The 25,809-nt window shown below is 73.5% G+C and carries 26 protein-coding genes; 6 read left to right on the top strand and 20 right to left on the bottom strand.

Features of this window, described 5'->3' with window-relative positions; all coding sequences use genetic code 11:
• Positions 1–3 precede the first annotated feature (3 nt).
• The gene (locus Q7L73_RS15285; RefSeq protein WP_304690598.1) at positions 4–1,452 is read left to right on the top strand and encodes an MFS transporter; all 1,449 of its coding nucleotides are present in this window, start codon (positions 4–6) and stop codon (positions 1,450–1,452) included.
• On the opposite strand, the gene Q7L73_RS15280 is transcribed toward Q7L73_RS15285, so the two are convergent.
• Together Q7L73_RS15280 and Q7L73_RS15275 are read right to left on the bottom strand one after the other, a co-directional pair.
• Positions 1,449–2,213 (bottom strand): SDR family NAD(P)-dependent oxidoreductase, encoded by a 765-nt coding sequence (locus tag Q7L73_RS15280; protein WP_304690597.1) that lies wholly within the window; start codon positions 2,211–2,213, stop codon positions 1,449–1,451. The genes Q7L73_RS15285 and Q7L73_RS15280 overlap by 4 nt on opposite strands.
• Positions 2,214–2,270: 57 nt before the next feature.
• A complete protein-coding gene (locus tag Q7L73_RS15275; protein WP_304690596.1) occupies positions 2,271–2,516 on the bottom strand; it encodes a hypothetical protein in 246 nt (81 codons plus the stop codon).
• A 126-nt stretch (positions 2,517–2,642) separates the two neighbouring features.
• On the opposite strand from Q7L73_RS15275, the gene Q7L73_RS15270 reads away from it, so the two are divergent.
• Genes Q7L73_RS15270 through Q7L73_RS15260 form a run of 3 tightly spaced genes read left to right on the top strand, consistent with a single transcriptional unit; the run spans position 2,643 to position 4,045 of the window.
• Positions 2,643–3,419, top strand: a complete 777-nt coding sequence (locus Q7L73_RS15270; RefSeq protein ID WP_304690595.1) for a hypothetical protein — start codon at positions 2,643–2,645, stop codon at positions 3,417–3,419.
• A gap of 45 nt (positions 3,420–3,464) precedes the next feature.
• Entirely contained in the window at positions 3,465–3,698 is a 234-nt protein-coding gene (locus tag Q7L73_RS15265) for a ribbon-helix-helix domain-containing protein (protein WP_304690594.1), read from the top strand.
• A complete protein-coding gene (locus Q7L73_RS15260) occupies positions 3,698–4,045 on the top strand; it encodes a type II toxin-antitoxin system PemK/MazF family toxin (protein ID WP_304690593.1) in 348 nt (115 codons plus the stop codon). The genes Q7L73_RS15265 and Q7L73_RS15260 overlap by 1 nt, the downstream gene beginning before the upstream one ends.
• 17 nt (positions 4,046–4,062) lie before the next feature.
• On the opposite strand, the gene Q7L73_RS15255 is transcribed toward Q7L73_RS15260, so the two are convergent.
• The 3 genes from Q7L73_RS15255 to Q7L73_RS15245 are packed head-to-tail and all read right to left on the bottom strand — an operon-like array spanning position 4,063 to position 7,466.
• Positions 4,063–5,364, bottom strand: a complete 1,302-nt coding sequence (locus Q7L73_RS15255) for a hypothetical protein (protein WP_304690592.1) — start codon at positions 5,362–5,364, stop codon at positions 4,063–4,065.
• A gap of 45 nt (positions 5,365–5,409) precedes the next feature.
• The gene (locus Q7L73_RS15250) at positions 5,410–6,624 is read right to left on the bottom strand and encodes an XdhC family protein (protein ID WP_304690591.1); all 1,215 of its coding nucleotides are present in this window, start codon (positions 6,622–6,624) and stop codon (positions 5,410–5,412) included.
• Positions 6,621–7,466, bottom strand: a complete 846-nt coding sequence (locus Q7L73_RS15245; RefSeq protein ID WP_304690590.1) for a nucleotidyltransferase family protein — start codon at positions 7,464–7,466, stop codon at positions 6,621–6,623. Before Q7L73_RS15245 ends, Q7L73_RS15250 begins: the two co-directional genes overlap by 4 nt.
• A gap of 52 nt (positions 7,467–7,518) precedes the next feature.
• Here Q7L73_RS15245 and Q7L73_RS15240 point away from each other — a divergent pair, with 52 nt between their 5' ends.
• Positions 7,519–8,856 carry an FAD-binding oxidoreductase gene (locus tag Q7L73_RS15240; protein ID WP_304690589.1) on the top strand — a complete coding sequence of 446 codons (1,338 nt, stop codon included), beginning with the start codon at positions 7,519–7,521 and terminating at the stop codon, positions 8,854–8,856.
• Between the two features lie 41 nt (positions 8,857–8,897).
• On the opposite strand, the gene Q7L73_RS15235 is transcribed toward Q7L73_RS15240, so the two are convergent.
• The 5 genes from Q7L73_RS15235 to Q7L73_RS15215 are packed head-to-tail and all read right to left on the bottom strand — an operon-like array spanning position 8,898 to position 13,056.
• On the bottom strand, positions 8,898–9,728 hold the full coding sequence (locus Q7L73_RS15235; RefSeq protein WP_304690588.1) for a D-glutamate cyclase family protein: 831 nt from the start codon (positions 9,726–9,728) through the stop codon (positions 8,898–8,900).
• Complete coding sequence (locus Q7L73_RS15230) at positions 9,725–10,498, bottom strand: ABC transporter ATP-binding protein (protein WP_304690587.1); 774 nt, start codon at positions 10,496–10,498, stop codon at positions 9,725–9,727. The genes Q7L73_RS15235 and Q7L73_RS15230 overlap by 4 nt, the downstream gene beginning before the upstream one ends.
• A gap of 13 nt (positions 10,499–10,511) precedes the next feature.
• Positions 10,512–11,273 carry an ABC transporter permease gene (locus Q7L73_RS15225; protein WP_304690586.1) on the bottom strand — a complete coding sequence of 254 codons (762 nt, stop codon included), beginning with the start codon at positions 11,271–11,273 and terminating at the stop codon, positions 10,512–10,514.
• Positions 11,270–12,079: an ABC transporter permease gene (locus Q7L73_RS15220; protein WP_304690585.1), complete on the bottom strand. Its 810-nt coding sequence runs from the start codon at positions 12,077–12,079 to the stop codon at positions 11,270–11,272. The genes Q7L73_RS15225 and Q7L73_RS15220 overlap by 4 nt, the downstream gene beginning before the upstream one ends.
• A complete protein-coding gene (locus Q7L73_RS15215) occupies positions 12,076–13,056 on the bottom strand; it encodes an ABC transporter substrate-binding protein (RefSeq protein ID WP_304690584.1) in 981 nt (326 codons plus the stop codon). The genes Q7L73_RS15220 and Q7L73_RS15215 overlap by 4 nt, the downstream gene beginning before the upstream one ends.
• A 226-nt stretch (positions 13,057–13,282) precedes the next feature.
• Here Q7L73_RS15215 and Q7L73_RS15210 point away from each other — a divergent pair, with 226 nt between their 5' ends.
• Positions 13,283–15,364 carry a methyl-accepting chemotaxis protein gene (locus tag Q7L73_RS15210; RefSeq protein ID WP_304690583.1) on the top strand — a complete coding sequence of 694 codons (2,082 nt, stop codon included), beginning with the start codon at positions 13,283–13,285 and terminating at the stop codon, positions 15,362–15,364.
• A 61-nt stretch (positions 15,365–15,425) separates the two neighbouring features.
• On the opposite strand, the gene Q7L73_RS15205 is transcribed toward Q7L73_RS15210, so the two are convergent.
• The 10 genes from Q7L73_RS15205 to fni all read right to left on the bottom strand — a co-directional run bounded on the left by Q7L73_RS15205 (position 15,426) and on the right by fni (position 25,808).
• The gene (locus tag Q7L73_RS15205) at positions 15,426–16,790 is read right to left on the bottom strand and encodes an aldehyde dehydrogenase family protein (protein ID WP_304690582.1); all 1,365 of its coding nucleotides are present in this window, start codon (positions 16,788–16,790) and stop codon (positions 15,426–15,428) included.
• Positions 16,791–16,868: 78 nt separating this feature from the next.
• Positions 16,869–18,224, bottom strand: a complete 1,356-nt coding sequence (locus tag Q7L73_RS15200; protein WP_304690581.1) for an MFS transporter — start codon at positions 18,222–18,224, stop codon at positions 16,869–16,871.
• A 16-nt stretch (positions 18,225–18,240) separates the two neighbouring features.
• A complete protein-coding gene (locus Q7L73_RS15195) occupies positions 18,241–19,878 on the bottom strand; it encodes a CocE/NonD family hydrolase (protein ID WP_304690580.1) in 1,638 nt (545 codons plus the stop codon).
• Between the two features lie 5 nt (positions 19,879–19,883).
• Complete coding sequence (locus Q7L73_RS15190) at positions 19,884–20,987, bottom strand: ABC transporter substrate-binding protein (protein WP_304690579.1); 1,104 nt, start codon at positions 20,985–20,987, stop codon at positions 19,884–19,886.
• Between the two features lie 40 nt (positions 20,988–21,027).
• Positions 21,028–21,810, bottom strand: a complete 783-nt coding sequence (locus Q7L73_RS15185; RefSeq protein WP_304690578.1) for an ABC transporter permease — start codon at positions 21,808–21,810, stop codon at positions 21,028–21,030.
• Complete coding sequence (locus tag Q7L73_RS15180) at positions 21,810–22,616, bottom strand: ABC transporter permease (RefSeq protein ID WP_304690577.1); 807 nt, start codon at positions 22,614–22,616, stop codon at positions 21,810–21,812. The genes Q7L73_RS15185 and Q7L73_RS15180 overlap by 1 nt, the downstream gene beginning before the upstream one ends.
• Complete coding sequence (locus Q7L73_RS15175) at positions 22,613–23,434, bottom strand: ABC transporter ATP-binding protein (RefSeq protein WP_304690576.1); 822 nt, start codon at positions 23,432–23,434, stop codon at positions 22,613–22,615. The genes Q7L73_RS15180 and Q7L73_RS15175 overlap by 4 nt, the downstream gene beginning before the upstream one ends.
• Before the next feature lie 172 nt (positions 23,435–23,606).
• Positions 23,607–24,182, bottom strand: a complete 576-nt coding sequence (locus Q7L73_RS15170; protein WP_304690575.1) for a UbiX family flavin prenyltransferase — start codon at positions 24,180–24,182, stop codon at positions 23,607–23,609.
• A complete protein-coding gene (locus Q7L73_RS15165) occupies positions 24,179–24,640 on the bottom strand; it encodes a hypothetical protein (RefSeq protein WP_304690574.1) in 462 nt (153 codons plus the stop codon). The genes Q7L73_RS15170 and Q7L73_RS15165 overlap by 4 nt, the downstream gene beginning before the upstream one ends.
• Positions 24,641–24,695: 55 nt before the next feature.
• Positions 24,696–25,808 (bottom strand): type 2 isopentenyl-diphosphate Delta-isomerase, encoded by a 1,113-nt coding sequence (fni, locus tag Q7L73_RS15160; RefSeq protein WP_304690573.1) that lies wholly within the window; start codon positions 25,806–25,808, stop codon positions 24,696–24,698.
• Position 25,809: the final 1 nt, after the last annotated feature.

The following is a 25,809-nucleotide window of genomic DNA, read 5'->3' as shown; positions in this document are numbered from 1 at the left end:
TGTATGACTACGACTTCGGCATCGCTCACCCAAGCTGCGGAGGCGCCCGCCGCCCGCTCCGCCAGCACCCGCCTGATGTGGGCCATCCTCGGGCTCGTCCTGCTCGCCGACGCGCTCGACATGATCGACTCGACCGTCACCAACATCGCCGCGCCGACGATCAGCGGCGAGATCGGCGGTGGAGCGAGCCTGCTGAAGTGGCTCGGCGCCTCCTACGCGCTCGCGATGGGCGTGCTGCTCGTCGTCGGCGGCCGCCTCGGCGACCGCTACGGCCAACGGCGGCTGTTCCTGGTCGGGATCGTCGGCTTCACCGCCGCCTCCGCCGTCTGCGGGCTGGCGCCGACGCCGGCCGTGCTGATCGGCGCGCGCGTCGTCCAGGGCGCCTTCGGCGCGCTGCTGATCCCGCAGGGGATGGCGATCATGACGAAGACCTTCTCGCCGCAGATGCTGAGAACGGCCTTCGGCCTGTTCGCGCCGCTGCTGGGGCTGGCGACCGTCGGCGGGCCGATCATCGCCGGCTTCCTGATCGACGCCGACGTCGCCGGGCTCTCGTGGCGGCCGATCTTCCTCGTCAACCTCCTGCTCGGCACGATCGGCACCGTCGCCGCGCTGAAGCTGCTGCCGCGCGACGACGACGGCGACCCGTCCGTCAGCATCGACGCGATCGGCTCGGGCCTGCTCGCGCTCGCGATGGGCGGCACGCTGTTCGGCCTGATCGAGGGCTCCTCCGACAGCTGGTCGCCGCTCCCGATCGCGACCCTGCTGACCGGGCTGCTCGCCTTCGCCGCCTTCGGCCGCCGCCAGGTGACCGCCGCCGACCCGCTGCTGAAGCCGTCGCTGCTGCGCAATCGCGGCTTCTCCTCCGGCCTCGTCACCGGCCTCGTCGTCTTCGCCGCGACCAGCGGCCTCGCCTACGTGCTGTCGCTGTTCATCCAGCAGGCGCTCGGCGCCGACCCGGGCGACACGGCGCTCGGGCTGCTGCCGCTGACCGCCGGCATCATCGTCGCCGCCGGCGCCTGCATGGGGCTGATGGCGAAGCTCGGGCGGACGCTGATCTTCGCCGGCCTCGCGATCCTCGCGCTCGGCGTCGGCGGCCTGCTGACGCTCGTGATCGTGAACGGCGCCGAGCTGACGCTGTGGCAGCTGGCGCCGGCGATCTTCGTCACCGGCCTCGGCATGGGCGCCTGCTACGGCACGATCTTCGACATCGCGCTCGGCGACATCGACGCCGACGAGGCCGGCAGCGCCTCCGGCTCGCTGTCGGCGGTCCAGCAGCTCGCGGCCGGCGCCGGCTCAGCGCTCGTCACGACCGTCTTCCTGCAGGTCGGCGGAAGCTTCACGCATGCGATGACGGTGACGCTGATCGTCGTGCTCGCGGCCGTCGTCGCCTGCCTCGGGCCGGCGCGGCTGCTGCCTCGCCGCGCGCCGGCCGAACCGACGGGCGGGCACTAGTCCGGGAGCGTGACGCCGCTGAGCTGCGCGCAGAGGGCGAGCAGCTCCTCCTGCACGGCGGGGTCGGCGGTCTCCGCGCGCGGCTGCCGGCGCTCCAGGTGGTGCCAGTAGCCGGCGGTCTCCTGCGCCGCCTCCGGCGCCGCCGCCAGCCACGCCTGCGTCGCGGAGCCCTCCTCGACGCCGTCGGGCGCGCCGGCGCCGCCCATCTTCGTCCGCACCCAGCCGGGGTCGACGGCGTTGGCGCGCACCTGCGGCCAGCGGCGCGCGACCGCGAACGCGAGCAGCACGTCGTGCAGCTTGCTGTCGCAGTAGGCCTGCGTCGCATTCCACTCGCGCTGCTGCCACTGCGCGTCGTCGAGCCGCAGCACGCCCGACTCGTGCATCCCGGAGGTCATGTAGACGAGCCGCTGCGGCCGCTCGATCAGCGCCGTCAGCACGTACGGCGCGAGCACGTTGACGGCGAAGACGCGCTCGAGCCCGTCGGCCGTCGCGGCACGCGGGCCGAGGTAGACGCCGGCGTTGTGCAGCACCGCGTCGAAGCGGCCGAGCGCGTTCGCCTGCTCGGCGACCGCGCGCATCCCGGCGAGCGTCGAGAGATCCCCGGCGACCGTCCCGCGCGCCCGCGGCAACGCCGCGAGCGCCTCGCGTGCGCGCGCGGGCGAGCGCCCGTGGAGGACGACGTCGTGGCCGTCGGCGAGCAGCTGGCGCGCGGCCTCGTGGCCGAGGCCGTCAGCGGAGCCGGTGATGAGCACGGAGGTCATGACGACCAGGGTAGGCGCGAGGCCGACCCGATCGCCGTGACGTCGTGCCCGCCGCGCTCAGCCGGCCGCCCGCGAGCGACGCGGCTGATGCTCGTGCTCACGCGCGTCGCGCGCTTCGGGCTTCAGCTGCCGTTCGGCCTCGCGAGCCGAGACTCTGCGCTCGACCGGCTCGGGCGCCAGGTGGTTGGACTCGGCGTCTGCCTTCGCGCCGAGCGAGATGCCCGACAGGTACATCACCAGTCCGACCACGCCCGCGACGACGAGCACGATCACGATGAGGAGAATTGCGATTCCGCCTTCCATGACGGCTCAACTGCCCGCCGTCGCGGTGCGCAAACACGCGCGTCAGCGGATCGTCGCGCGGCGACGCGCGCCGGCTCCCGTGCTTCCACCGATGCGCGTGCGGGGCGGCCGCTGTTCGATGCCGGGATGCTCGCTCGTCTTCGCCTTCTCGCCGTCTCGCTGCTGATCGTCTTCGCCGCCGGCGTCGTCGCCTCCGATGCCGCCAGCGCCGCCGGCAGGTCGGCGCTCTACCCCGCCCAGCTGACCGTGACCGGCGGGATCACCGTCAAGCGCGCGCACGGGGAGCTGCTCGACTGCTCGCCGTCGCAGTGGTGGACGCTCGTCAACAGCGCCGACTTCAGCCTCAGACAGCGCGTGACGGTCTCCGTCTCCGGCGGGATCGGCGTCGCCAACGCCAGAGGCTGGATCCGCGGCGCGAGCTTCGGCAGCAGAATCACGGGCTACGACGAGCGCAACTTCTGCGCGCCGTACGAGCCGATCGAGCTGACGAGACCGGCCTGCAGCGGCTTCGCGCTGCCGAGAAGCCAGATCGGGATCACGACCAGCGGGCTCGCGGGCGACGGGCGCAGACAGCTGGCGGTGCGGATCGGCCGCGTCGAGGGCCCGACGCAGAGAGGCGGCGACTGCGCCACGCCCGACATGCGGGGCAGAACGCCAGGCCTCGTCCTCTCCGCCCTCCAGTGGCCGGCGGCGAGCATCACCGTCCCGCTCGACCTGCGCGTCTCCTCCGCCCTCACGCTCGGGCGCGCGAAGAAGCTGATCCGCGTGATGCGGCTGGTCGGCACCTGCGACGCCGTCACCGCCACCCACGGCAGAAGAGTCTCCTCCCCCTTCAACCCGCTGGAGGACGGCGACTGCTACGTCGACGGCACCATCAACGTCGAGCTGAAGCGGCTGAGATGACGGCGTGCAAGAGAACGCCGGTATAAACGGGTTATACTCCACACCATGAAGACGGCCATTTCGGTCCCCGACAGCACCTTCGAGCGCGTCGAGATCGCGGCGAAGCAGCTCGGTGTCTCGCGTAGCGAATTCTTCGCCCGCGCTGCCGAGCGGTGGCTGGACACACTCGACGACGACGGCACGACCGCCGCGATCGACGCCGCGATCGCCGACCTGCCGGCCGACCACGCCTTCACCGACGCGGCCGCCGCCGCACTCGCCAGCGACGACCGCGGCTGATGCGACGCGGCGAGATCTGGTGGGCCGACTTCGGTCTGCCGCGCGGCTCGGCGCCCGCCCTGCGACGTCCGGCGCTGATCGTCAGCGCCAACCCCTACAACCGTTCTCGACTGCGGACGGTGACCGTCGCGGTCGTCACGAGCACCGCGCGGCTCGCCGCGCTCCCCGGCAACGTGGCCGTCCCGGCAGACCTCACCCGTCTGCCGACCGACTCCGTCGTCAACGTCACACAGCTCGCGACCATCGACCGCCACGCGCTCGAGGAGCGGATCGACACGCTGCCCGACTGGCTGATGGCGCAGGTCGACAACGGCCTGCAGCGGGCGCTCGCGCTGACGCGCGGGTAGTTCGCCCGCCCCGTCCTTCAGCGCGTCAGGCGGACGCTGCGGCGGAGCGTGCGGGGCGCGTAACCGGGGGCGGTGATCGTCACGGTCAGCCTCGCTCTGCCGGTCGGGAAGACGCCGCGGACGCGCAGGGGGCGGACCGTCAACGTGCGCGCGACGCCGGCTCTCAAGGCGACGGTGCGGGCCGTGCGGCGGGGCTTGCCGCGATAGCGGACGATCAGCGCCAGGCGCGCGGTGCCGCTCCTGGCGCCGCGCAGGCGCAGCCGCACGCCGCCGACGCGGGAGCGGACCGTCAGCCGTGCCTTGACGACCGGCTTGGAGCGCGGGCCGCCGGTCGCTCGCTCCGGGCCCCACCCACGCGGAGCGACGACGGCAGTGTTGTCTGCCGGCGCGAGATCGGGACCTTCGGAGCTGACCATCACCTTCATTGCTCTGTCGTCGATCACCGGCAGCGTGACCGTGCGCGACGCTCCCGGCGTCAGCGGCTCCTGCCGGCAACTGCTGGCGCCGTCGATCCACGGCTCCGCCAACCCGAACTGGCGCGGCCCGGCCACCAGACAAGCCGGCCACCAGCCGTTCTGCAGCGGGCGGTCGACGGTCACCCATGGCAGGTCGGCCGCGCGCGGGCCGCGGTTGGTGATGGTGGCCCTGAGCATGCTGTCTCTGCCGACGGCGGCGCTGACCGTCAGATCGGTGCGGTCCTCCGTTCTGTCGCCGGCGAGGTCGCGGTCGGCGTCGACCTCGCTGACGGGCGCGATCCGCAGCCGCTCGCCGGGGCGCCGCGACGACGGCGCAGGCTCTCCCTCTCCGCGCTCCGGCGGCAGAGCTGCGAGGCAGTCGGCAAGGAACGGCGTCCAGCTGTCGAGGCTCACGACCTGGCAGACGTCGCCCAGGAAGCCGAGCTCGGGGCGGCATGCGGCCTGGTCGACGATCGCGTGGCCGCCGCTCTGCTGGTCGAGTCCGAGCACGAGCGAGCGATAGTCCGTCACCACGCGCGGAGCCGGGAACGTGTAGACGCCGGGCTCCGCCGGCAGCGTGAACCAGTCGCCGAGCTGCACGCCGCGCCCCGGGTCCTCTGAGCGATCGCTGACGCGCAGCCGCACCAGCCCGGCCTGACTCCCTTCGCCGACCGTGATCCTGACCGCCTGCAGCACGCGCGGAGGGATCCCCTCCAGCGTGACCACGCCGCGCCAGACGCTCGACAGCGTCGCCGGCCCCTCAGGCGTCAGTTCCGCCGACGCTCCCGGCGCGGACGCGAGCAGCGCCGACGCCCCGATCGCGGCCGCCGCGGCAGCCGCCCACCCCCTCTGCCCCTGTCGCATGCGGCGACGCTACCAACCGCTTTCCGGCCGCTTGTGCACGTGGCGTTACGGCCGCGTCTGGATCGAGCCGGCGGTCTCGCGCAGCGGCGCGGAGGAGCGGCCGGCGCGGACGGCGACGATCTCGGCCAGGATCGAGATCGCCGTCTCCTCCGGCGTGCGGCCGCCGATGTCGAGGCCGCAGGGCGCGTGCAGGCGGGCGAGCTGGACCGGGGTGACGCCGGCCGCGGCGAGGCGCTCGTTGCGCTCGACGGTGGTGCGGCGGCTGCCGAGCGCGCCGACGTAGCCGGCCTCCGTCGCGAGCGCGCGCTGCAGCGCCGGCACGTCGAGGCGCGGGTCGTGCGAGAAAACGAGGATCGCGTCGCGCGGGCCGAAGCGGTCGCGGCCGGCCGCGAACGCCTCGTCGGGCCAGCCGACGTGGACCGACGCCGCGCGCGCGAACCGCGGCGCGGTCACGAACTGCCTGCGCGGGTCGCTGATCGTGACGGCGTAGCCGAGCTCGCGGGCAAGCGGCGCGAGCGCGGCCGAGAAGTCGATCGCGCCGAAGATCAGCAGCCGCGGCGGCGGGGCGAAGGAGCGGATGAAGACGCGCAGGTCGGCGCCGAGCGTCGCGCCGTCGGCGCCGTAGCAGCGGATCGTCGTGACGCCCTGGTCGAGCAGCCCGGCGGCATCGCGTGCGACCGCGCGCGCGAGCAGCGGCGGGACGCCGCGCAGGACGCCGCGCGCGACGACGTCAGCGCGACGGGCCGGCGTCGCGGCGAGGGCTGCGGCTTCTTCGCGGAACGCCGGCGGTGCGGCGATGGCGGGGTCGTCGCGGGCGTCGCCGCCCGGGATCAGCGCAGCGGTCGCGCCGGCGCGGGGGCCGTCGAGGACGGTCGCGAGCGAGGCGGGGCGGCCGGCGCGGACGGCGTTCGCGACGGCCGCGACGGCGGCGGCGTCGTCCTCGTCGAGCGCGTGGACGAAGACGTGGACGGTGCCGCCGCAGGTGAGGCCGGCGGTGCCGGCGAGCGCGTCGGAGATGCCGTAGGAGTGGACCGCGGGCGGGGCGCCGTCGAGCACCTCGGTCGCCTCGTGGACGACCGCCGACTCGACGCAGCCGCCGCTGATCGAGCCCTCGATCTCGCCCTCCGCTGTGACGAACATCGCCGCGCCAGCCGGCAGCGGAGCCGAGTCGTCGACCGCGACCAGCACCGCCCGCGCGACCCGCCGCCCGCGCGCGAGCCAGTCGCCGACGACGCCCGCCTGGTCGCTGACGACGCTCATCGCGCGGCCTCCGCCGCGCGCGGGGTCGGCGCCGGACGAGGGGCGGGCGCAGCGCGAGGGGTCGGCGCCGCGTGCGGGGTCGGCGCCGGACGAGGGGCGGGCGCAGCGCGAGGGGTCGGCGCCGCGTGCGGGGTCGGCGCCGGACGAGGGGCGGGCGCAGCGCGAGGGGTCGGCGCCGCGTGCGGGGTCGGCGCCGGACGAGGGGCGGGCCCTCCGCGAGCGGCGACGTCTGCGGGCCGGTCGACGTCCGCAACCGCCGCCGCGCCCAGCTCGACCTCGACGACGCCGATCCCGCGCAGCAGCGCGCCGGCGCCGCGATCTCCGCGCAGCTCGGCCAGCGCCGGGAACAGCGGGCGGCGGAGCAGGACCGGGTGGCCGGGAACGCCGTCATGGACGGCGCGAACAGCGGGGAACGGCGGCGCGGCGCGTGCGCAGGCGAGCAGGTGCTCGACATGCTCCGCCCGCAGCCACGCCTGATCGCCGAGCACGACGAGCAGCGCGTCGGCATCCGCTGCCGCCGTGAGGCCCGCGCGCAGCGAAGCCGCGATGCCCTCGTCCCAGCCGCGCACGAGCACGGGGCGGGCGCCGTGGAGGTCGGCCTGGGCGCGCACCTCGTCGGCGCGGGCGCCGAGCGTCACGAGCGTCTCGGCGATGCCCGCGACGCCGGCGAGCGCGCGCAGCGGGCGTTCGAGCAGCGGCCGGCCGTCGATCTGCGCGAGCTGCTTCGCGCCGCCGAAGCGCCGCCCGGCGCCCGCCGCGAGCACGAGCGCGACGACCCGCTCCGCCGTCATCGCCCGCCTCGTGCCGGCGACGGCGACGGGCGCGACAGGCGCGGCATCCATTCGTCCAGCGAGACCACTGGCATGAGAAGAGGCTACTGTATTCTGTTGCCTCATGATCGAGGCTTTGCTGCCCGCCCTCACCGGCACCGTCACCGCCCGCCGCGACGCCGACTACGAGCAGGTCCGCCGCGAGTGCACGTGGGTGCTGAACGTCCCGCCGCGCCGGCCCGAGCTGATCGTCAGAGCGGCGAGCGTCGAGGACGTGGTCGCGGTCGTGCGGCACGCCGCCGAGCGGCGGATGCCCGTCACCGTCAAGGGCACCGGACACAGCCACGCCGCCGCCTTCCTGCGCGACGGCGGGATCATGCTCGACGTCTCCGCGCTCGCCTGTGCGCGGATGCTCGACGACGGGATCACCGCGCAGGTCGGCCCCGGGATCCGCTCGGCCGAGGTCGCCGCCTTCCTCGCCGGCCACGGCCGCGCTTTTCCGCAGGGCCACAGCGGCGGCGTCGGCATCGGCGGCTTCCTGCTCGGCGGCGGGATGGGCTTCAACGGCGTCGCCTGGGGCGAGTTCTCGGCCGCGAACGTCGAGGCGGTCGACGTCGTCACCGCCGCCGGCGAGCTGCTGACCGTCAGCGCCGAGCAGCATCCCGACCTGTTCTGGGCCGCGCGCGGCGCCGGACCCGGCTTCCCGGCCGTCGCGGTCGGCTTCCGGCTGCGGACCTTCCCGCTCCCCGCCGGCATGCACAGCAGCCGCTGGACCTACCCGTTCGAGGCGGCGCGGGCGGTCGCGCAGTGGCTGCAGGCTCACGCCGACGGCCCTGACGGCGCGAACGTCGAGCGGTTCGTCTCGCTGGAGGCGACGGCGACCGGCGGCCACGTCTGCAAGGCGGTCGCGATCGCCTTCGAGCGCGAGATCGCGGACGCGCGCGCCGCGCTCGCGACGCTCGCCGACAGCGCCCCGCCCGGCGCGCTCGACGCCGCCGGCCCCGCGCCGGTCAGCTTCGCGCGCCTCTACGCCGGCGGCATCACCGGTGAGCCCGGTCGCACCGTCAACGACACGATCTGGACCGACGACCCGGTCGGCGCGACGGTCGCGCTCGCGCGGCGGGTCGAGCTGGCGCCGAGTCCGCGCACGATCGCGATGGTCGACTACCGCCCAGCGCCTTCGAGATCCCTGCCAGACATGGCGGTCTCGATCGCGGCGCGCGGCTTCCTGTCGTGGGGCGCGAAGTGGGGCGACCAGGACGACGACGCGATCAACGTCGGCTGGAACGACGTCACGCAGGCGGCGCTGGAGCCGTTCAGCGCCGGCTCCTACGTCAACGAGACCGACGTCGTCCGCCACCCGGAGCGGGCGCGGCGCTGCTTCACGGCCGCCGCATGGGAGCGGCTGCTCGACGTGCGGCGCGAGTACGACCCGCGCGGCCTCTTCCCGCCCGCGTGGTGAGGGGCGGCCGAACGCGGCGACGGCCCGACGCGTGCGCGCGGCTACGCCGCCGCGTCGAGCGCGTCGAGCGCGTCGAGCGTCAGGTCGGTGACGAGCATGTGGGCGGACAGGTGCGTGATCGCCAGCGGCGGTCGCGCGCCCTCCAGCGACAGCTGCGGGGTGACGCCGCAGGCCCAGAAGACCGGCAGCTCGCCCTCCGCCACGTCGACCGCGCCGATCGCGTCGAGCGGCTCGTCGAGCACGACGCCCAGCGCCGCCGGATCGCCGACGTGGACCGGCGCCCCGTGCAGCTGCGGGTACCGCTCGCTCAGCTCGACCGCCAGCGCGGCGGCCGCGGGCGCGAGCGGCCGCATCGAGACGACCAGCGGCGCTGCGAACGGCCCCGCCGGCACCGTCTCGCGCGTGGTGCGGTAGATCGCGCCGCCGAAGCCGCGCCGTTCGTAGGCAAGGTCGACGCCGCCGCGCCGCAGCACCTCCTCCAGCGAGAAGGAGCAGCCGAAGGCGAACGCGACGAGGTCGTCGCGCCACAGCCCGTCGAGCGAGCCGACCTCCTCGACCGCGACGCCGTCGCGGAAGACGCGGTAGCGCGGCAGGTCGCTGCGCAGGTCGATCGCGCCGAGCGCGGGCAGGCGCGGATCGCCCGGCTCTGAGCGCGCCAGCACCGGCGCGACCGCCGGATTGGCGGCGCACCAGGCGCCGAACGCCTCCGCCCATTCGAACGGCAGCACGATCAGGTTGCACTGCACGCGCCCGCGCGCGACGGCCCGCGTCGGCCCCTCCCACCTGCCGGCGCGCACGGCCGCGCGGTAGGCGCCGAGGTCGACCCCCGCGCCCGCCGCGCCGGGGCCGCCGCTGACGCCGCCGGCACTCACGCGGCCGGCGCCTTCGCCTGCCCCTGCATGATCTCCTCGTACACCCGCGCGCGCAGCGACGCGAACGCGGGCAGCGCCTTCGTCTCGATCTGGTCGCGCGGCAGCGGCAGCTCGACCGGCAGGATCTCGCGGACCGTCGACGGCGGCCTGCTCAGCACGACGACGCGGTCTGACATGTAGACCGCCTCGTCGATGTCGTGCGTCACCAGCACGATCGTCACGCCGAACTGCTCGCGCACGCGCAGCACGAGGTCCTCCAGCTCGGCGCGCGTCTGCGCGTCGACGGAAGCGAACGGCTCGTCCATCAGCAGCACCTTCGGCTGGTAGGCGAGCGCCCGCGCGATCGCGACACGCTGCTGCATCCCGCCCGACAGCTGCCACGGGTAGTGGCTCTCGAAGCCGGCCAGGCCGACGGCCGCCAGCGCCTCGGAGGCGGCGGCGCCCTTGTCCGCGACGCCCTTGTGCCGCAGCGGCAGCTCGACGTTGCGCCGCACCGTCAGCCACGGGAACAGCGAGCGGCTGTAGTCCTGGAAGACGACCGCCAGCTCCGGCGGCGGCGCCGTCACGACGGCGCCGCGCAGCAGCGTCTGCCCGGAGGTCGGCTCCAGCAGGCCGGCGATGCACTTCAGCAGCGTCGTCTTGCCCGCCCCCGACGGCCCGACGATCCCGACGAACTCGTGCTCCTCGACGGCGAAGTCGAGCCGCTCGATCGCGTGCGTGACCTTCGCGCCCGAGCGGTAGCTCTTCGACAATCCGACAACTTCCAGCACGAAACCGTTCCTTTCAGTCGGCGCCGTCGCGCACGTGCCAGCGCAGCACGCGTCGCTCGACGGCGCCGAACGCCATGTTGAGTCCGAAGCCGAGCAGGCCGAGCAGCAGCACGCCGGCCCACATGTCGTCGACGGCGAACTGCTGCTGCGCCTGGAAGACGAAGTAGCCGATGCCGTCGGTGCTGGCGACCATCTCGCTGGTGACCAGCAGCAGGATCGCGATCGCGAGGCTGGTGCGCATGCCGGCGAAGATCCGCGGCGCGACCGCCGGCAGCATCACCATCCGCAGCCGCTCCAGCCCTCTGATCCCGTAGACGCGCGCGGTCGCGAGCATCGTCGAGTCCAGCTCGCGCACGCCGTCGGAGGTGTTGAGGACGATCGGCCAGAGGCAGACGAAGGCGATCACGGCGACCTTCGTGCCGCCGCCGATCCCGAACAGGATGATCGCCGGCGGCAGCAGCGCCGCGGCCGGGATCGCGCGCAGGAAGCTGACGACCGGCGCGGCGACCGCGGCCAGCACCGGCGAGAGGCCGAGCGCGAAGCCGATCGCGACCCCGGCGACGATCGCGATCGCGTAGCCGAGCCCCATCCGCACGAGGCTCGGCACGACGTCGCTGCCGACGTGCGCGAACAGCCACGTCTCGCGGAACGACGACAGCACGTCGGAGAGCGGCGCGACCGCGTAGCTCTCGTTGCCGTCGGCCCACAGCCACAGCAGCGCGACGATCAGCGCGGTCGCGCCGACCTCGACGCCGAGCCAGCGGACGCGGCTCATCCCTCCACCCCCGCACGCTGCGACTGGTGCCAGTGCAGCAGCCGCCGCTCGAACGCCGCGAAGACGATGTGGACGAGCACGCCGAGGATGCCGGCGGTGACGATCAGCGCGTACATCTCCTCGGTCTGGCCGGCCGACTGCGCCAGCGCGATCGAGTCGCCGAGGCCGTCGTTGCCGGCGACCAGCTCGGCCGTGACCGCGACGATCAGCGCGATCGCGGAGGAGATCCGCAGGCCGGTCGCGATGTACGGCAGCGCGCTCGGCAGCTGCACGAAGCGGACCCGCTCCCAGCGGCCGAGGCCGTAGGAGCGCGCGGTCGCGAGCGCGACCTCGTCGACCGCTCTGACGCCGTAGAGCGTCTGCACGAGCATCGGCCAGAGGCAGCCGAAGCTGACCAGCAGCACGTCGCCCTTCAGCGACGGCCCGAAGACGAGGATCGCGACCGGGATCAGCGCGACGCCCGGCACCGGCCGCAGGAACTCGACCGTCGGGCGCAGCGCGTGCCACGCGAGCGTGTTTGAGCCCATCAGGATCCCGAGCGCGACGCCGGCGACGACGGCGATCGCGAGGCCGATCCCCGCGCCAGCCAGCGTCGCCCCGGTCGCGCTCCAGAAGCCGCTCGTGCCGACCAGCTCGGCCAGCTTCGAGAGCACGTCGGCGGCCGGCGGGATGTCGTCGCCGGGCACGAGCCCGATCGCCGGCGCGAGCTGCCAGCAGGCGAGCGCCAGCAGCACGCCGACGCCGCCGAGCAGGGCCGACCCCGCGCGCGTGCGCGGGAGCGACTGGACGCGCGCCGCAGCCGTCACGGCGCCAGCGGGAACGGGGTGATGAGCGAGCTGGCCGGGACCGGCTCGGTGATCGCGCCGGTCTCGAGCATCATGTCCGAGATCTCCTGGACCTTCGCCTCGTCGATCTCGTGGACCCAGATCGGCAGCGTGATTCTCTGCGCGACGGCCTCCGGCAGTCTCAGGCCGGTGACGAGCGCTCTGCGGACCGCGTCGGGGTTTCTGTCGGCGTAGTCGAGCGTCTCCTGCCAGGCGGCGTCGAAGTTCGCGACCGTCTCTCTGTTGTCCTCGACCCACTTCTCGGAGGCGACGATCGCGCCCATCAGCTGGCCGCGCGAGAGCGGCGCCAGCAGCGTGCCGCCATCACCGACGATCTGGCCCATGAACGGCTCGACGACGCCGGCGGCGTCGACGCGGCCGGCCTTCAGCGCGGCCGGCATGTCGGGGAACGGCAGGGCGGTGAATCTGACCTTCGAGACGTCGACGCCGTTCTCTCTCAGGACCGCCTTCACCTGCGAGTCGGTGAACGACTTCAGCGTCGGGACGGCGACCGTCTTGCCCTCCAGCTCGCTGAGGTCTCTGACGCCGCCGGGCGCGGCGACGATCCCCTGGTAGTCGTCCTCGGCGGTCGTGCCGCCGGAGTCGACCGGGGCGATGCCGGTCAGCGGCAGGTTCTGCGCCTTGGCGGTCACGAGCGTGCCCCAGGTGTTGGCGCCGAGCTGCAGCTCGCCCTTGAGGATGCGCGGGAAGACGGTCGGCGCGAGGCCGCCGACGTCGAGCTGGAGGTCGATCCCGTGCTGTCTGAAGAAGCCCTGCTCGACGCCGACGAAGATCGGCGCGAAGGTCGCGGCCGGGACGACGCCGATCTTGACGCTCGTCAGCTCGCCGCCGCCATCGCCTGCGGCGCTCGTGGCGGCGCCGCCGCTGCCCGAGGACTCGTCGGAATCCGACGAGCCGCAGGCGGCGAACGTCACCGCGGCCAGCAGCGCTGCGACCAACGCCAGAACACGCCACGTACCGCGGCTGCGAAGCGACCGACCCTGCATGTGAATCCTCCCTCAAAAACGACCCAAAGCGACGGGCGGCCTACTGTATTCAGTTGTCCCGTTCGAATCAAGCGCGCGAGTCGGACAACTGTCTACAGAATGTCCTGGCGCACTGAAGCTCCACCGATCGCTGCCGATAGCGGGACCGAGAACCGGTTTGCGAAAGGGGACTATTCAGGTGACGTTCAACGTTCGGAGCAAGCTGCTCGGCGCCTTTCTCGCGCTCGTGGCGCTGATGGGCGTGGTGGGAGCCGTCTCCATCACCCGGCTCGGCGAGGTCGACGCGGTGACGAAGGAGATCGGGGGCGAGCGGCTCGAGACGCTCGTGATCGTCTACGGCCTCGACGGCCTGCTGAAGGACTTCCGCGAGGACCAGCTGGCGCTGCTCGCGACGCCCGCCGGGCCCGCGCGCGCGAGACTGCTCAGAAGAATCGAGGAGAGCGCCGGGATGATCGGCGGCATCCTCCACACGGGCGCGACCGAGGGCAGCGACGAGGCCGACAAGGCCAACGCCGCCAGACTCGGCGAGGCCTTCCAGGCCTACCTCGGCGCGACCAGAGCGGTCGCCGCGCAGCTCGCCGCGGGCGACCGCGCCGCAGCCGACGCGACGCTCGTCGGCCCCGCCGCGCAGGCCGCCGCCGCGGCCGTCGCGGAGGCGACCGAGCCGGTCCTCAGACATCAGCAGACGCTCGCCAACGCCGAGGTCGCGCGCTCCAGCGACTCGGTCGGCGAGACGCGCACGATCGTGCTGATCCTCATAGGCGCGGTCGCGCTGATCGCGATCGGCCTCGCGCTGTGGCTCTCGCGCGGGATCGCCGGCGGCGTCCGCCAACTGCGCGACGCGGCTCGCGGGATCGCGCTCGGCGACGTCGCCCAGCGTGTCGCGATCAGATCGCGCGACGAGATCGGCCAGACCGCCGCCGCCTTCCAGCAGATGGTCGGCTACCTCGAGGAGACCGCCGACGCGGCGCGCGCGATCGCGGCCGGCGACCTCGCCGTCGCGGTCGAGCCGAAGTCCGACCGGGACGCGCTCCGCCACGCCTTCGCCGAGATGGGCGCGCAGCTGCGCGAGGCGCTCGGCGACGACTCGTCGCTGGAGGCTCTCGTCGCGCGGATGGACTCGCTCTCCGAGCACGACCTGGCGGCGCTGGAGCAGGCGCTGGCGGCCGTCGCGGCCGGCGACCTGACCGTCGCCGCGGCGACGACGACGCGCCCGATCGAAGCCGCTGAGGGCCGCCGGCTCGGCCGCCTCGGCGAGATCTTCAACGCGATGCTCGCGCGCCTCGACGCCTCCGTCGGCGGCTACGACGAGATGCGCGCGAGAGTCGCCGCGATGCTCGGCCAGATCACGCAGGAGTCGCAGGCGGTCGCGAGCGCCGCGCAGCAGATGGCGACGACCTCGGAGGAGACCGGCCGCGCCGTCGGCGAGATCGCCGCCGCCGTCGGCGAGGTCGCGACCGGCGCCGAGCGGCAGGTCCGCACCGTCGGCGAGGCCCGCCGCCTGACCGACGACGTCGTCGCCGCGACCGGCAGCTCGACCGACAGCGCCAACGCCGCGGCGAGCGTCGCCGAGCAGGCGCGCGCGGTCGCCGAGCGCGGCGCCGAGACGGTCGCCGACGCGACGACGGCGATGTCGTCCGTGCGCGCCGCCTCCGCCGACGTGACCAACACGATCCGCACGCTCGGCGACAAGTCCGAGCAGATCGGCGGGATCGTCGCCACGATCACCGGCATCGCCGAGCAGACCAACCTGCTCGCCTTGAACGCCGCGATCGAGGCCGCCCGCGCCGGCGAGCAGGGCCGCGGCTTCGCGGTCGTGGCGGAGGAGGTCCGCAAGCTCGCCGAGGAGTCGCAGACAGCCGCCCGCTCGATCTCTGAGCTGATCGACGAGATCCAGCGCGAGACCGGCAAGGCGGTCGAGGCGGTCGAGACCGGCGCGCGGCAGACCGAGACCGGCGCCGAGACAGTCGAGCAGGCGCGCGAGTCGTTCCTGGAGATCGCCGCGGCGGTCGAGGCGATGACCGACCGCGTCGGCGAGATCGCCGGCGCCGTGGGCGACATCTCGACCCGCGCGACGCGGATGCAGTCGAGCATGGCCGACGTGATCGCCGTCGCCGAGCAGTCCTCCGCCTCGACCGAGCAGGTCTCCGCCTCCACCCAGCAGACCAGCGCCTCCACCCAGGAGATCGCCGCCTCCGCCCAGGAGCTGGCGCGGACGGCCGACGAGCTGCAGCGTCTCGTCGGCCAGTTCCGGCTCTGACCCGGCGAGCCGCGGTCGATTGCTGTCGATAAACGACAGCGATCGACCGCGGGTCCTGCGCTCAGGCGATCGAGATCGCCTGGACGTTGACGAACTCGCGGATGCCGTAGGCGCCCAGCTCGCGGCCCCAGCCGGAGCGCTTGACGCCGCCGAACGGCATCCGCGGGTCGGAGATCGTCATCGCGTTGACGAAGACGGCGCCGGCCTCGATCAGCGGCGCGAGGCGCTTGGCGTGGTCGAGGTCGCGGGTCCAGAGCGAGGAGCTGAGTCCGTACGGGGAGGCGTTGGCCAGCGCGATCGCGGCATCCGCGTCGGCGACGCGCAGGACGGCCGCCGCCGGGCCGAAGGTCTCCTCGCGCGCGAGCGGGCTGTCGGGCGCGACGGCGCCGACGACGGTCGCCGGGTAGAAGGCGCCCGGCCCGTCCGGGACGCTGCCGCCGACGAGCACGCGGCCGCCGGCGGCGACGCCGCGGGCGACCTGGTCGGCCAGCTCGTCGCGCAGGTCGACGCGCGCCATCGGGCCGAGGTCGACCGCCTCGCGCGGGTCGCCCATCACGAGCGCGCCGGCAGCCGCCGCGAACGCCTCCTCGAATGCCTCCGCGACCGCGTCGACGACGATGAAGCGCTTGCCGGCGACGCAGCTCTGGCCGCTGTTGGAGAAGCGCGCCTTGACGGCCGTCGCGGCGGCGGCCTCGACGTCGGCGTCGGCCAGCACGATGAACGGGTCGCTGCCGCCCAGCTCCAGCACCGACGGCTTCAGCGCCTCGGCGCAGGCGTGCGCGACGGCGACGCCGGCACCCTCGGAGCCGGTCAGCGTGACCGCGGCGATGCGGTCGTCGGCGATCACGGAGGCGACGGCGCGGCCAGGGACGACGATCGTCTCCAGCAGCGACGGCTCGACGCCGCCGAGGATCTCGGCCAGCAGCAGCGCCGAGCCGGTGACGTTGGAGGCGTGCTTGAGGACGATCGTGTTGCCGGCCATCAGCGCCGGTGCGGCCGCCCGCATCACCTGCCAGACCGGGTAGTTCCACGGCATCACGGCGAGCACGACGCCGAGCGGCGGGAACTGCACGTACGTCTCGCTGAGGTCGGTCGCGACCGTCTCCGGCGCGAGCTGGGCGGCGCCGTGGTCGGCGTAGTACTCGCAGACCCACGCGCTCTTCTCGATCTCGGCGCGCGCCTCGCGCAGCGTCTTGCCCATCTCGGCGGTGATCAGCAGCGCGGCCCGCTCCTGCTCGGCGCGCAGCGCGACGGCGATCGCGCGCAGGACCTCAGCGCGCCGCTCGAACGAGGCGGTCCGCCACGTGCGCTGGGCGGCGTGCGCGCGCCCGAGCGCGGCATCGAGCGCGGCGTCGTCGTGGAGCGGATGGCGCGCCAGCTCGGCGCCGGTCGCCGGGTCGACGCTGAGGACGTGAGTTGAAGACATCCGTATACAGTAGACACCTATCGAGACAGCCGCCTGGACGGAGGCCCGTGAAGTTACTGTCGATAAACCGCAGCAACTTCACGGAGCTCGTTCGGCGAGCACCGTGCGAGAGAGGATCAGCGCGGTCAGGGCGACGCCGCCCAGCAGCAGGAACCCCGTCGTGAAGGCGCGCTCGTCGGCGCTGCCGGAGACGAGCGCGCCGGCCAGCTGGGCGCCGAGCGCGCCGCCGACGGTGCGCAGCATCGTGTTCATCCCGGACGACTCCCCCACCTGCTCGGCCGGCGCCGCGGCGACGATCAGGTTCGACATCGCCGTGTACGCCAGGTTCAGGCCGATGCCGTGGGCCAGCAGCGTGCCGAGGTAGACCGGCCAGGCGACCGTGTGGGCGACCGCGAGCACGGCGTAGCCGCCGGCCATCGTCGCGATCCCCAGCCGCAGCGGCAGCTTCGATCCGGTCCGCGAGCCGAGCGCGCCCGCCGCCGCGCCCGACAGCAGGCCCGCGCCCAGCTCCGGCAGCAGGAACAGCCCGGTCTCGGTCACGCCCGCGCCGAAGCCGAAGCCGTCGACCGCCGGGTCGCGCTGGACGAACTGCGGCACGAGGTAGCCGGTCGCGTACATGCAGAAGCCGACCAGCACCGCGACCGCGTTGACGGGCCAGATCGAGCGCCGCGCCATCAGCCGCAGATCGATCAGCGGCGCCGTCCGCGTCAGCTCCCAGCGCGCCCACGCGCACAGCAGCGCGAGCCCGCCGGCCACCAGCCCCAGCACGCCGGCCGACAGCACGCCCCAGGCGCGCGCCTGCGCGACGCCGACCAGCAGCGGCAGCAGCGCCGCCGCCAGCCCGACCGCGCCGACCCAGTCGAGCGAGACGCGCGAGCGCCGCGCGGACGCCGCCACCGACCGCCGGATCCCGACGATCGCGATCAGCGGCAGGACCGTCCCCGTCAGGAAGATCGCGTGCCACGACAGCAGCTCCACCAGCGGCCCGCACAGCACCAGCCCGAGGCTGCCGCCGACGCCGAAGGAGCCGGAGATCAGCCCGACCGCCAGCGCGACGCGCCCCGCCGGCAGCGTGTCGCGCGCGACGCCGTAGGCGAGCGGGAAGACGGCGCCGCCGAGGCCCTGCAGCACGCGCGCTGCGATCACCGTCGCGAGCGAGTCGGCGAGCGCGCCGACGACGCCGCCGCAGGCGAAGACGACGAGCACGAGCACCAGCACACGCTCCTTGCCGTAGACGTCGCCGAGCCGCCCCAGCACCGGCGTGCCGATCGTCGTGCTGAGCAGGAAGGCCGAGACGAGCCAGGCGGTCGCGCCGGCGTCGGCGCCGAGGTCGCGCTGGATCGCCGGCAGCGCGGGCACGACCATCATCTGCATCGTCGAGTACGCGAGCGCCGCGAGCACGAGGCTCGCGACGACGCGGCGGTTGCGGCTCACGCCGGCCGGCTCCGGATCACACGAGCGGCAGCAGCAGCCGCGACGGGTGCGCGGCGTCATGCAGGACGGTCTGGGCGGCGGCCGGGCCGCGGTCGTACTGCGGGAAGCTCGCGCCCGCGACGGTCACGCCGATGCGATGGCCGGCGGCGAAGCGGATCGCGGTCGGGCGCAGGCGGATCGAATACGGCACGACCGCGTCCGGCTCCAGCGGCGCCGGTCTGTCGTGGCCGTCGCGGTAGCGCGCCCGCAGCATCCCCTCGGTGACGCGCATCGCGGTCCCGTCGGGGCCGACGTCGGTGATCGTCACGACCCAGTCGGCGTCCGGCGCGCTCGCCGCCGCCCACAGCTCGCACGTCAGCTCGCCGATCACCTCGAGGTCGTCGTCCAGCGGCTCGCTCGCGTACGCCAGCAGGTCCTCGCGCGCCGCCAGCGGGGCGAGGTCGAGCGGACCCTCCGAGCGCGTCTGGCGCGGGTCGGGCGTCGTCGGCGCAGGCGCGGCCGGGTCGTGGACGAACGCGGCGGAGGCCTCCCCCTCCCCCGGTCCCTCCCACGACAGCGCGCCGCCGGCCCGCAGGTGCAGCGGCGTCACGCGCGTCGACGGCAGCGGCCAGTCCTCCGCGGAGCGCCACGCGTCGGTGCCCTGGACCCAGATCCGCACCGGCGGCTCCTCGACGAGGCCGTCCCCGGAGCCTCTCAGCCAGTGCGCGTACCAGCGCAGCACGAGCGCGCGCACGTCGACCTCCGACACGGGGCCGAAGAAGCGCTGGCTCGCCTCCGCTCTGACGGGGATCCCGTGCGTCCACGGCCCGAGCACGAGCCGCTGCGGCGCGACGCCGCGGTCGGCGAGCGCGCGGTAGTTGCGCGTCGAGCCGAGGCGGAACTTGTCGAACAGGCCGACGAGGTGCAGCGCGGGCAGGTCGATCGCGTCGAAGCGCGTCTCCAGGTCGAGCGGCGCCCAGAAGTCGTCGTGGTCGGGATGGTCGAGCCACGTGTGGTAGAAGCCGGCCCACGGCGGCGCGAGGTGCGGGTGATCCCGCAGCGAAGGAGCCCCGAGCCATGCGCCCGGCGCCCACTGCGCCCGCCGCACCGCTTCGAGCCGCTCCGCCCAGCCCGGCGCGGCGGCGTCCAGCCGCCGCTCCGGATCGGCACCCTCCAGCATCAGCGCCCACTGCGCCGTGAACAGCATGAAGGCGCCGCCCGGGTCGTAGACGCAGCCGCGGCCGAAGCTCGTCCACGTCTGCATCGGCGCGATCGCGGTCAGCGACGGCGGTCTCGCCGACGCCGCCAGCAGCTGCATGAAGCCGGGCGCGGAGGAGCCGAACATGCCGACCCTGCCGCTGCTCCACGCCTGCGCGCCGCACCACTCGACGACGTCGTAGCCGTCCTCGACGTCGCTGAAGAAGGGGTTGAACTCACCATCGGAGGCGAAGCCGCCGCGCATGTCGTTGATCACGACGACCCAGCCCTCCGCGGCCGTCCGCTCCGGCTCGATCCAGCGGCCCCACGTCTCCTTGCCGTAGGGCGTGCGACCGAGCAGGACCGGATGCCGCCCCGCCTCCGCGGGGCGGTAGACGTCCGATCGCAGCACCGTCCCGTCGCGCGCGACGCACTCGGCGTCGCGCTCGACGGTGACGGCGACGGTGCGCGATCCCATCGTGCCTAGCCTCTCGCCGCGGCCTTCGCGCGCGCGAGCGGCTCGGGGTCGATCAGCTCGTTGAGGTCGACCTCGCCCTCGATCACTCTCGCGTCGGCGAGGCGTCTCTGCGACTCCTCCAGGTAGGTCATGTCGAGCTCGAGCGGATCGGCGGCGCTGCCGTCGGTCTTTCTCGTCACGAGGTCGATCGTCTGCTCGATGTTCTCGGCGGTCGCTCTCGGCGAGGCGAGCCCGGCCTCCTGCGCGCCCTCGACGTCTCTCTGGACCGATCTGGGGTCGTCGATCGCCGTCTGCCAGCCTCTCAGCGCGCCGGTCAGGAAGCAGGCGACCGCGTCTCTGTGGCCCTCGTAGAAGGCCTTGTTGACGCCGACGCCGTTGGCCGCCACGCCGACGCCCAGCTCGTTCGGGTCGAGCACGTCGATGTCGCCGGGGATTCTGTAGCCGGCCTCCTCCAGCTGCGAGATGTGGAAGAACGTCTGCAGCGGGAGCACGTTGATGCGTCTGTTCAGCAGCGTCTCGATCGACGGGTCGATCGATCTGATCTTGATGTCGTCGAGCGACAGGCCGGCCTGCTCGAGCATGCCGCGCAGCTCGGGCTCCAGCTCGCCGACCTGCTGCGTGCCGACGACCGCGCCTCTGAGCGCCTCGGGACCGGACAGCGGGAAGTCTCTGTTGATCGAGACGTAGCGCAGCGGATCCGACTGGTAGGTCTGCGCGACCCAGACGATCTCGGCGCCGTTGACCTTCGCGTTGACGGCCTCCGAGAAGTCCATCATCGCCATGTCGACGTTGCCCTGCGCGAGCTGCAGCGACGGGTTGACGGTCGGGCCGCCGGGGATCGTCTTGACGTTGACGCCGGCGTCTCTGTAGAAGCCGCGCGAGTCCGCGACGAGGTAGCCGGTGTGCTGCGCGTTCGGGAAGAACGACAGCTGGAAGCGGATGTCGTCGCCTCTGCAGACGGGCGCCGAGGCGTCGGCCGTCGTCGCGGTACCGCCGTCGGCCGTCGTCGCCGCCGCCGTGTCCGCGCCGTCGTCACTGCTGTCGTCGCTGCTGCCGCAACCTGCTGCGGCCAGGGCGAGGATCGCCGCCGGGGCGACCAGCCAGCGCATGCTTCGCACGCCTATACCTCCTGGTTTCGGGGGTGGGCGCTCACGGCGTGTCCTGCCGCAGCGCCCAGGGGAAGCCGAACCGCTCCACGAGGAGCAGCAGTACGTACATGACGATTCCGGTCAGGCCCAGCAGCACGACCGCCGCCCATGCCCGCGCCGTCCCGAACGAGACGAGCGCGTCGTGGATCTCGAAGCCGAGGCCGTTGTGGGCCCGCAGGATCTCGCAGATGACGGCGGCCACGAGCGTCAGGACCGTCGTGTACTTCAGCGCCGTGAAGATCTGCGGCACCGAATGCGGCAGCCGCAGCTCACGGAGGACCTGCCATTGCGACGACCGGTAGCTGTACATCAGCTCCAGCGCCGTCGGATCGACGCTCGTCATGCCCCGGTAGGCGTAGACGAGCATCGAGGGGAAGACGATGATCATCACCGTCACCGACTTGAACCACAGCTCGCTCTCGATCCAGAGCGCGACGATCGGGGCGACCGCCATGATCGGGAGCGCCGCGACGGCCGCGCCGAGCGCGGAGCCGCGCCGGCCGAGCGCCGGCGGCAGCGCCATCAGGCAGAGCGCGAGCGCGAAGCCGAGCAGGTTGCCGCCGACGTAGCCGATCGTCGCCGGCAGGAAGGTCTCGCCGAACGCCTCGCGCAGTCTGCTCGAGTCGTCGCCGAACGATCTCCAGATTCTGTCCGGCAGCGGGACCGCGAACGTCTCCAGCCCGAAGAGATTGTGGAAGACCTTCGTCTGCCACAGCCAGATGAAGACGACGAAGACGACCAGCGGCGCCAGCACCGCCCGCAGCTGCTTGACCGAGACCGGCATCAGTGACCGCCTCCCTGCCGCATCGCGGGCTGCCACGGGGCGAGCACCTTCTCGGCCATCACGACCGCCTGCGCGAGCAGGAAGCCGAGCGCCAGCAGCACGAACATCGCGACCCACACGAGCGTCGCCTGCGCCGGGCCGAACGTCTGCGCGGCCAGCATCAGATAGCCGAGCCCCTGCGAGCCGCCCATCAGGTCGACGAGCACCGAGCCGACCAGCGACAGCGGCGCCGCGACGCGCAGGCCGCTGAACAGCATCGGCATCGCGGCCGGCAGGTCGAGGTAGCGCAGCGTGCGCAGGCGGCCGGCGTTGTAGGAGCGCATCAGCTCGCGCGCCGGCGGCGGCGCCGCCTTGAGGCCGCGCACGACCGCGACGGTCACCGAGAAGAAGGTGATGAACGCGGCGATGAAGAGGCGCGTGGCGGTGTCGTTCTTGAAGACCGTCTGCGAGATCGGCACGAGCGCGATCATCGGCACCATCTGGGCGGCGAGCAGGTACGGCATCACGGCCGACTCGATCCACGCCGCCTGCACCATGATCACGCTCAGGACGATCCCGACGGCGGTGCCGATCGCGAAGCCGATCAGCGCGGTCGAGAGGCTCGTCCAGGCGGCCGAGGTGACCTCCGAGAAGTCGTCGAAGAAGCGCTCGACGATCACGTGCGGGTAGGGCAGCTTCGAGTTCGCGAGCGGGTCGTCGCCGGCTGCGAGGATGCCGGCGGCGAGGTACCAGAGCGCGAGCACACCGACGACGATCGCGGCGGTGATCAGCGCCTCGCGCGTGCGGTTGTAGCCCGGCTCGGTCACGCGTGCTCCTGCGAGAAGATCAGATCGCGGATCTCCGCCTCGATCTCGAGGAAGCGCTCGTCCTTGCGCGCCTCGTCGGTGCGCGGGCGCTCGATGTCGACGTCGATCACTCTCATCACGCGGCCGGGCCGCGCGCTCATCACGACGATCCGGTCCGACAGCAGCACGGCCTCGGAGATCGAGTGCGTGATGAAGACGATCGTCGTCCCCGGGCGGCTGGCCCAGATCCGCAGCAGCTCGGTCTGCATCCGCTCGCGCGTCATCATGTCGAGCGCGCCGAACGGCTCGTCCATCATCAGGAAGCGCGGGCCGAAGGCGAGCGCGCGGGCGATCGCGACGCGCTGCTGCATGCCGCCCGACAGCTGCCAGGGGCGGTGCTTGCGGAAGTCGCTGAGGCCGACCAGCTCGATGTTCTCGCTGACGCGGCGCTTGCGCTCCTCCTTCGGCGTGCCGATCAGCTGCAGCGGCAGCGCGACGTTCTGCTCGACCGTGCGCCAGTCGAACAGGATCGGCTGCTGGAAGACGATGCCGAACTCGCGCGCCTTGCGCATCTCGTCCGGCGTGTGGTCGTTGACCTGGATCTCACCGCTGGAGATCGGCTGCAGGCCCGCGATCAGCCGCAGCAACGTCGACTTGCCGCAGCCGGAGGGGCCGAGGATCGAGACGAAGCTGCCCTGCGGCACCTCGAACGAGACGTCATCGAGCGCCTGGACCTTGTTCGCGCCACTGCCGAAGACCTTCCCGACGCCGGTCGCGACCACTGTCGCCGACCTCGTCGCGATGGCGCCGTGGTCGTGCTGCACCGTGGCCTCCTTCATCGCTCGCTCCTCACCACCGTCGTCTCTCTCCATGTGCCGACTGTATACAGATTACGATATGCAGGCTACTACGCCCTGTCAACCGCTCACCGCTCCCTGCGGCGAAAGTCGGACAGTTCGTTCTGTCCACGCGGAGCAGGCGGGGCAGGCGCGGGTGCGCCTGCGGGGCGCGTCAGCCGCCCGCGGGCGGCCCGCTCCAGCGCTCGATCAGATCGAGGTGGATGCCGAACTGGTCGAGCGTCTTGACGACCGTGTGGTCGATCAGCTGCTCGATCGTTCTGGGGCGGTGGTAGAAGGCCGTGACCGGTGGCAGCACGACCGCGCCGGCCGCCGTCGCCTGCTCCATCAGCCGCAGATGGCCGAGGTGGAGCGGCGTCTCGCGCACGAGCAGCACCAGCGGCCGCCGCTCCTTCAGGCAGACGTCGGCCGCGCGCACGATCAGGTTGTCGTTGAAGCTGGTCGCGATCGCGCTCAGCGTCTTGATCGAGCAGGGCGCGACGACCATGCCGTCGGTGACGAAGGTGCCGGAGGCGATCGAGGCGGCGAGATTGCGCTCGTCGTGGACGACGTGCGCCTTCGCGAGCAGCTCGTCCGGGTCGCGCTCCATCTCGTACTCGATCGTCGCGCGCGCGCCCTTGGAGAGGATCACGTGGACCTCTGTGTCGGTCTGCTCGCGCAGCACCTCGACCATGCGGACGCCGTAGTGCGGCCCGCTGGCGCCGCTGATGCCGATCACGATCCGTCTCACCGCTGCAGTGCCTCCCGCGTCTCGCGCCAGCGCGCGATCGTCGCGTCGCGATCGGTCAGCGTGAAGCGGACGCCGCCGTCGAGGCGGGCGTACGGCGCCTCGTCAGCGGTCGCCTGCTCGACGCGCGCGTCGAAGCAGGCGAGCGTGCCGGCGTCCGCGGTCGGCTCGGCGGCCAGGAAGAGCGCGTAGGCGACGCCGCCGACGACGGCCGTCAGCGTCGCGCGGCCATGGGCGCGCAGGTTCGCGGTCGAGGTCGAGCCCGGCCAGACGGCGAGCCTGAGGCGGTTGCCGGCGACGGCCGCGACCTCGCCGACCGACAGCATCGCCTGATGCGGCCAGCCGTCCGCGCGCAGCGTCAGCAGCAGCAGCGTGAAGCCGTCGACCGCGGGGTCGCCGGGGTCGGCGTCGAGCAGCGCCCGCAGCGGGCCCGGGACGACGGGGTCGAGCGGGCGGCTCATCGCGGCGCCTCGGGCGGCGTCGCGGGCGGGCGGCGCGGGCTTGCGGGCGCGGTGCTCACGCCCGCCACCCGAGGTCGTCGATCCACGCGCGCGTGGCGCCGGTCACGACGCAGGGGCGGTCGCGCAGGTGCGACGGCTCCGTGCAGCCGGTCAGCTGCAGCACGGTCGCGAGCGTCGTCGCGAACCGCTCGATCCAGAGGTCGAGGGCGGCCTCGCCCTCGCGCGCGGCCAGCAGCAGCGGGCGCGCGACACCGACGGCGGTCGCGCCGAGCGCCAGCGCCTTCGCGGCGTCGAGCCCGCTGCGCACGCCGCCGGTCGCGATCAGCGGCAGGCCGCAGGCGCGTGCGCCGGCGAGCGTGACCGCGGTCGGGATCCCCCACTCCCCCACGTCGTCGCCGAGCGCGAGCCCGCGCGCGTCGTCCTGCAGCCGCGCGCGCATCCGCTCCACGAGCGCGAAGCTCGTCCCCCCGAGGCCGCCGACGTCGAGCGCCGCGACCCCGAGCGCGCGCAACCTCAGCGCCGTCTCACGGGCGATCCCGGCGCCGGTCTCCTTCACGACGACCGGCACGCCGAGCGTCGCGGTCAGCTCGCCGATCGCCTCCGCGATCCCGCGCGCGCGGCGGTCGCCCTCCGGCTGGACGCTCTCCTCCAGCACGTTCAGGTGGACCGCGAGCGCGTCGGCGTCGATCATCTCGACCGTCCGCCGCAGCTGCGCGAACGTCAGCGCCGGCCGCTCGGCTTGGTCGATCAGCTGCGCCGCCCCGATGTTGCCGATCACGAGCGCGTTGGGCGCCTGCTCGCGCACGACCGCGTACGTCGGCTCCAGCGACGGGTCGACCAGCGCCGCGCGCTGCGAGCCGAGGCCGATCGCGAGCCCGTGGCGCTCGGCGGCGCGCGCGAGCGTCCCGTTGACGGCGGTCGCGCCCTCGTGGCCGCCGGTCATGCCGGCGATCAGCAGCGGCAGCTCCAGCGTCTTGCCGAGCAGCGGCGTGCGCAGCGAGACGGCGTCGAGGTCGACCTCCGGCAACGCCTCGTGGACGAGGTGGACGTCGTGCCAGCCGGGCCGCGTCGCCGTCTCGACGGCGTCGTCGAGCGCGACCTCGAGGTGCTCGGCCTTGCGCCGGCGCATCGTCTCGGCGTGCGAGGACTGCCCGACCAGCGCGGCCATC

It is taken from the genome of Conexibacter sp. CPCC 205762, assembly GCF_030646155.1.
Taxonomy (GTDB): Bacteria; Actinomycetota; Thermoleophilia; order Solirubrobacterales; family Solirubrobacteraceae; genus Conexibacter.
This window is presented reverse-complemented; position numbering and strand designations above follow the sequence as displayed.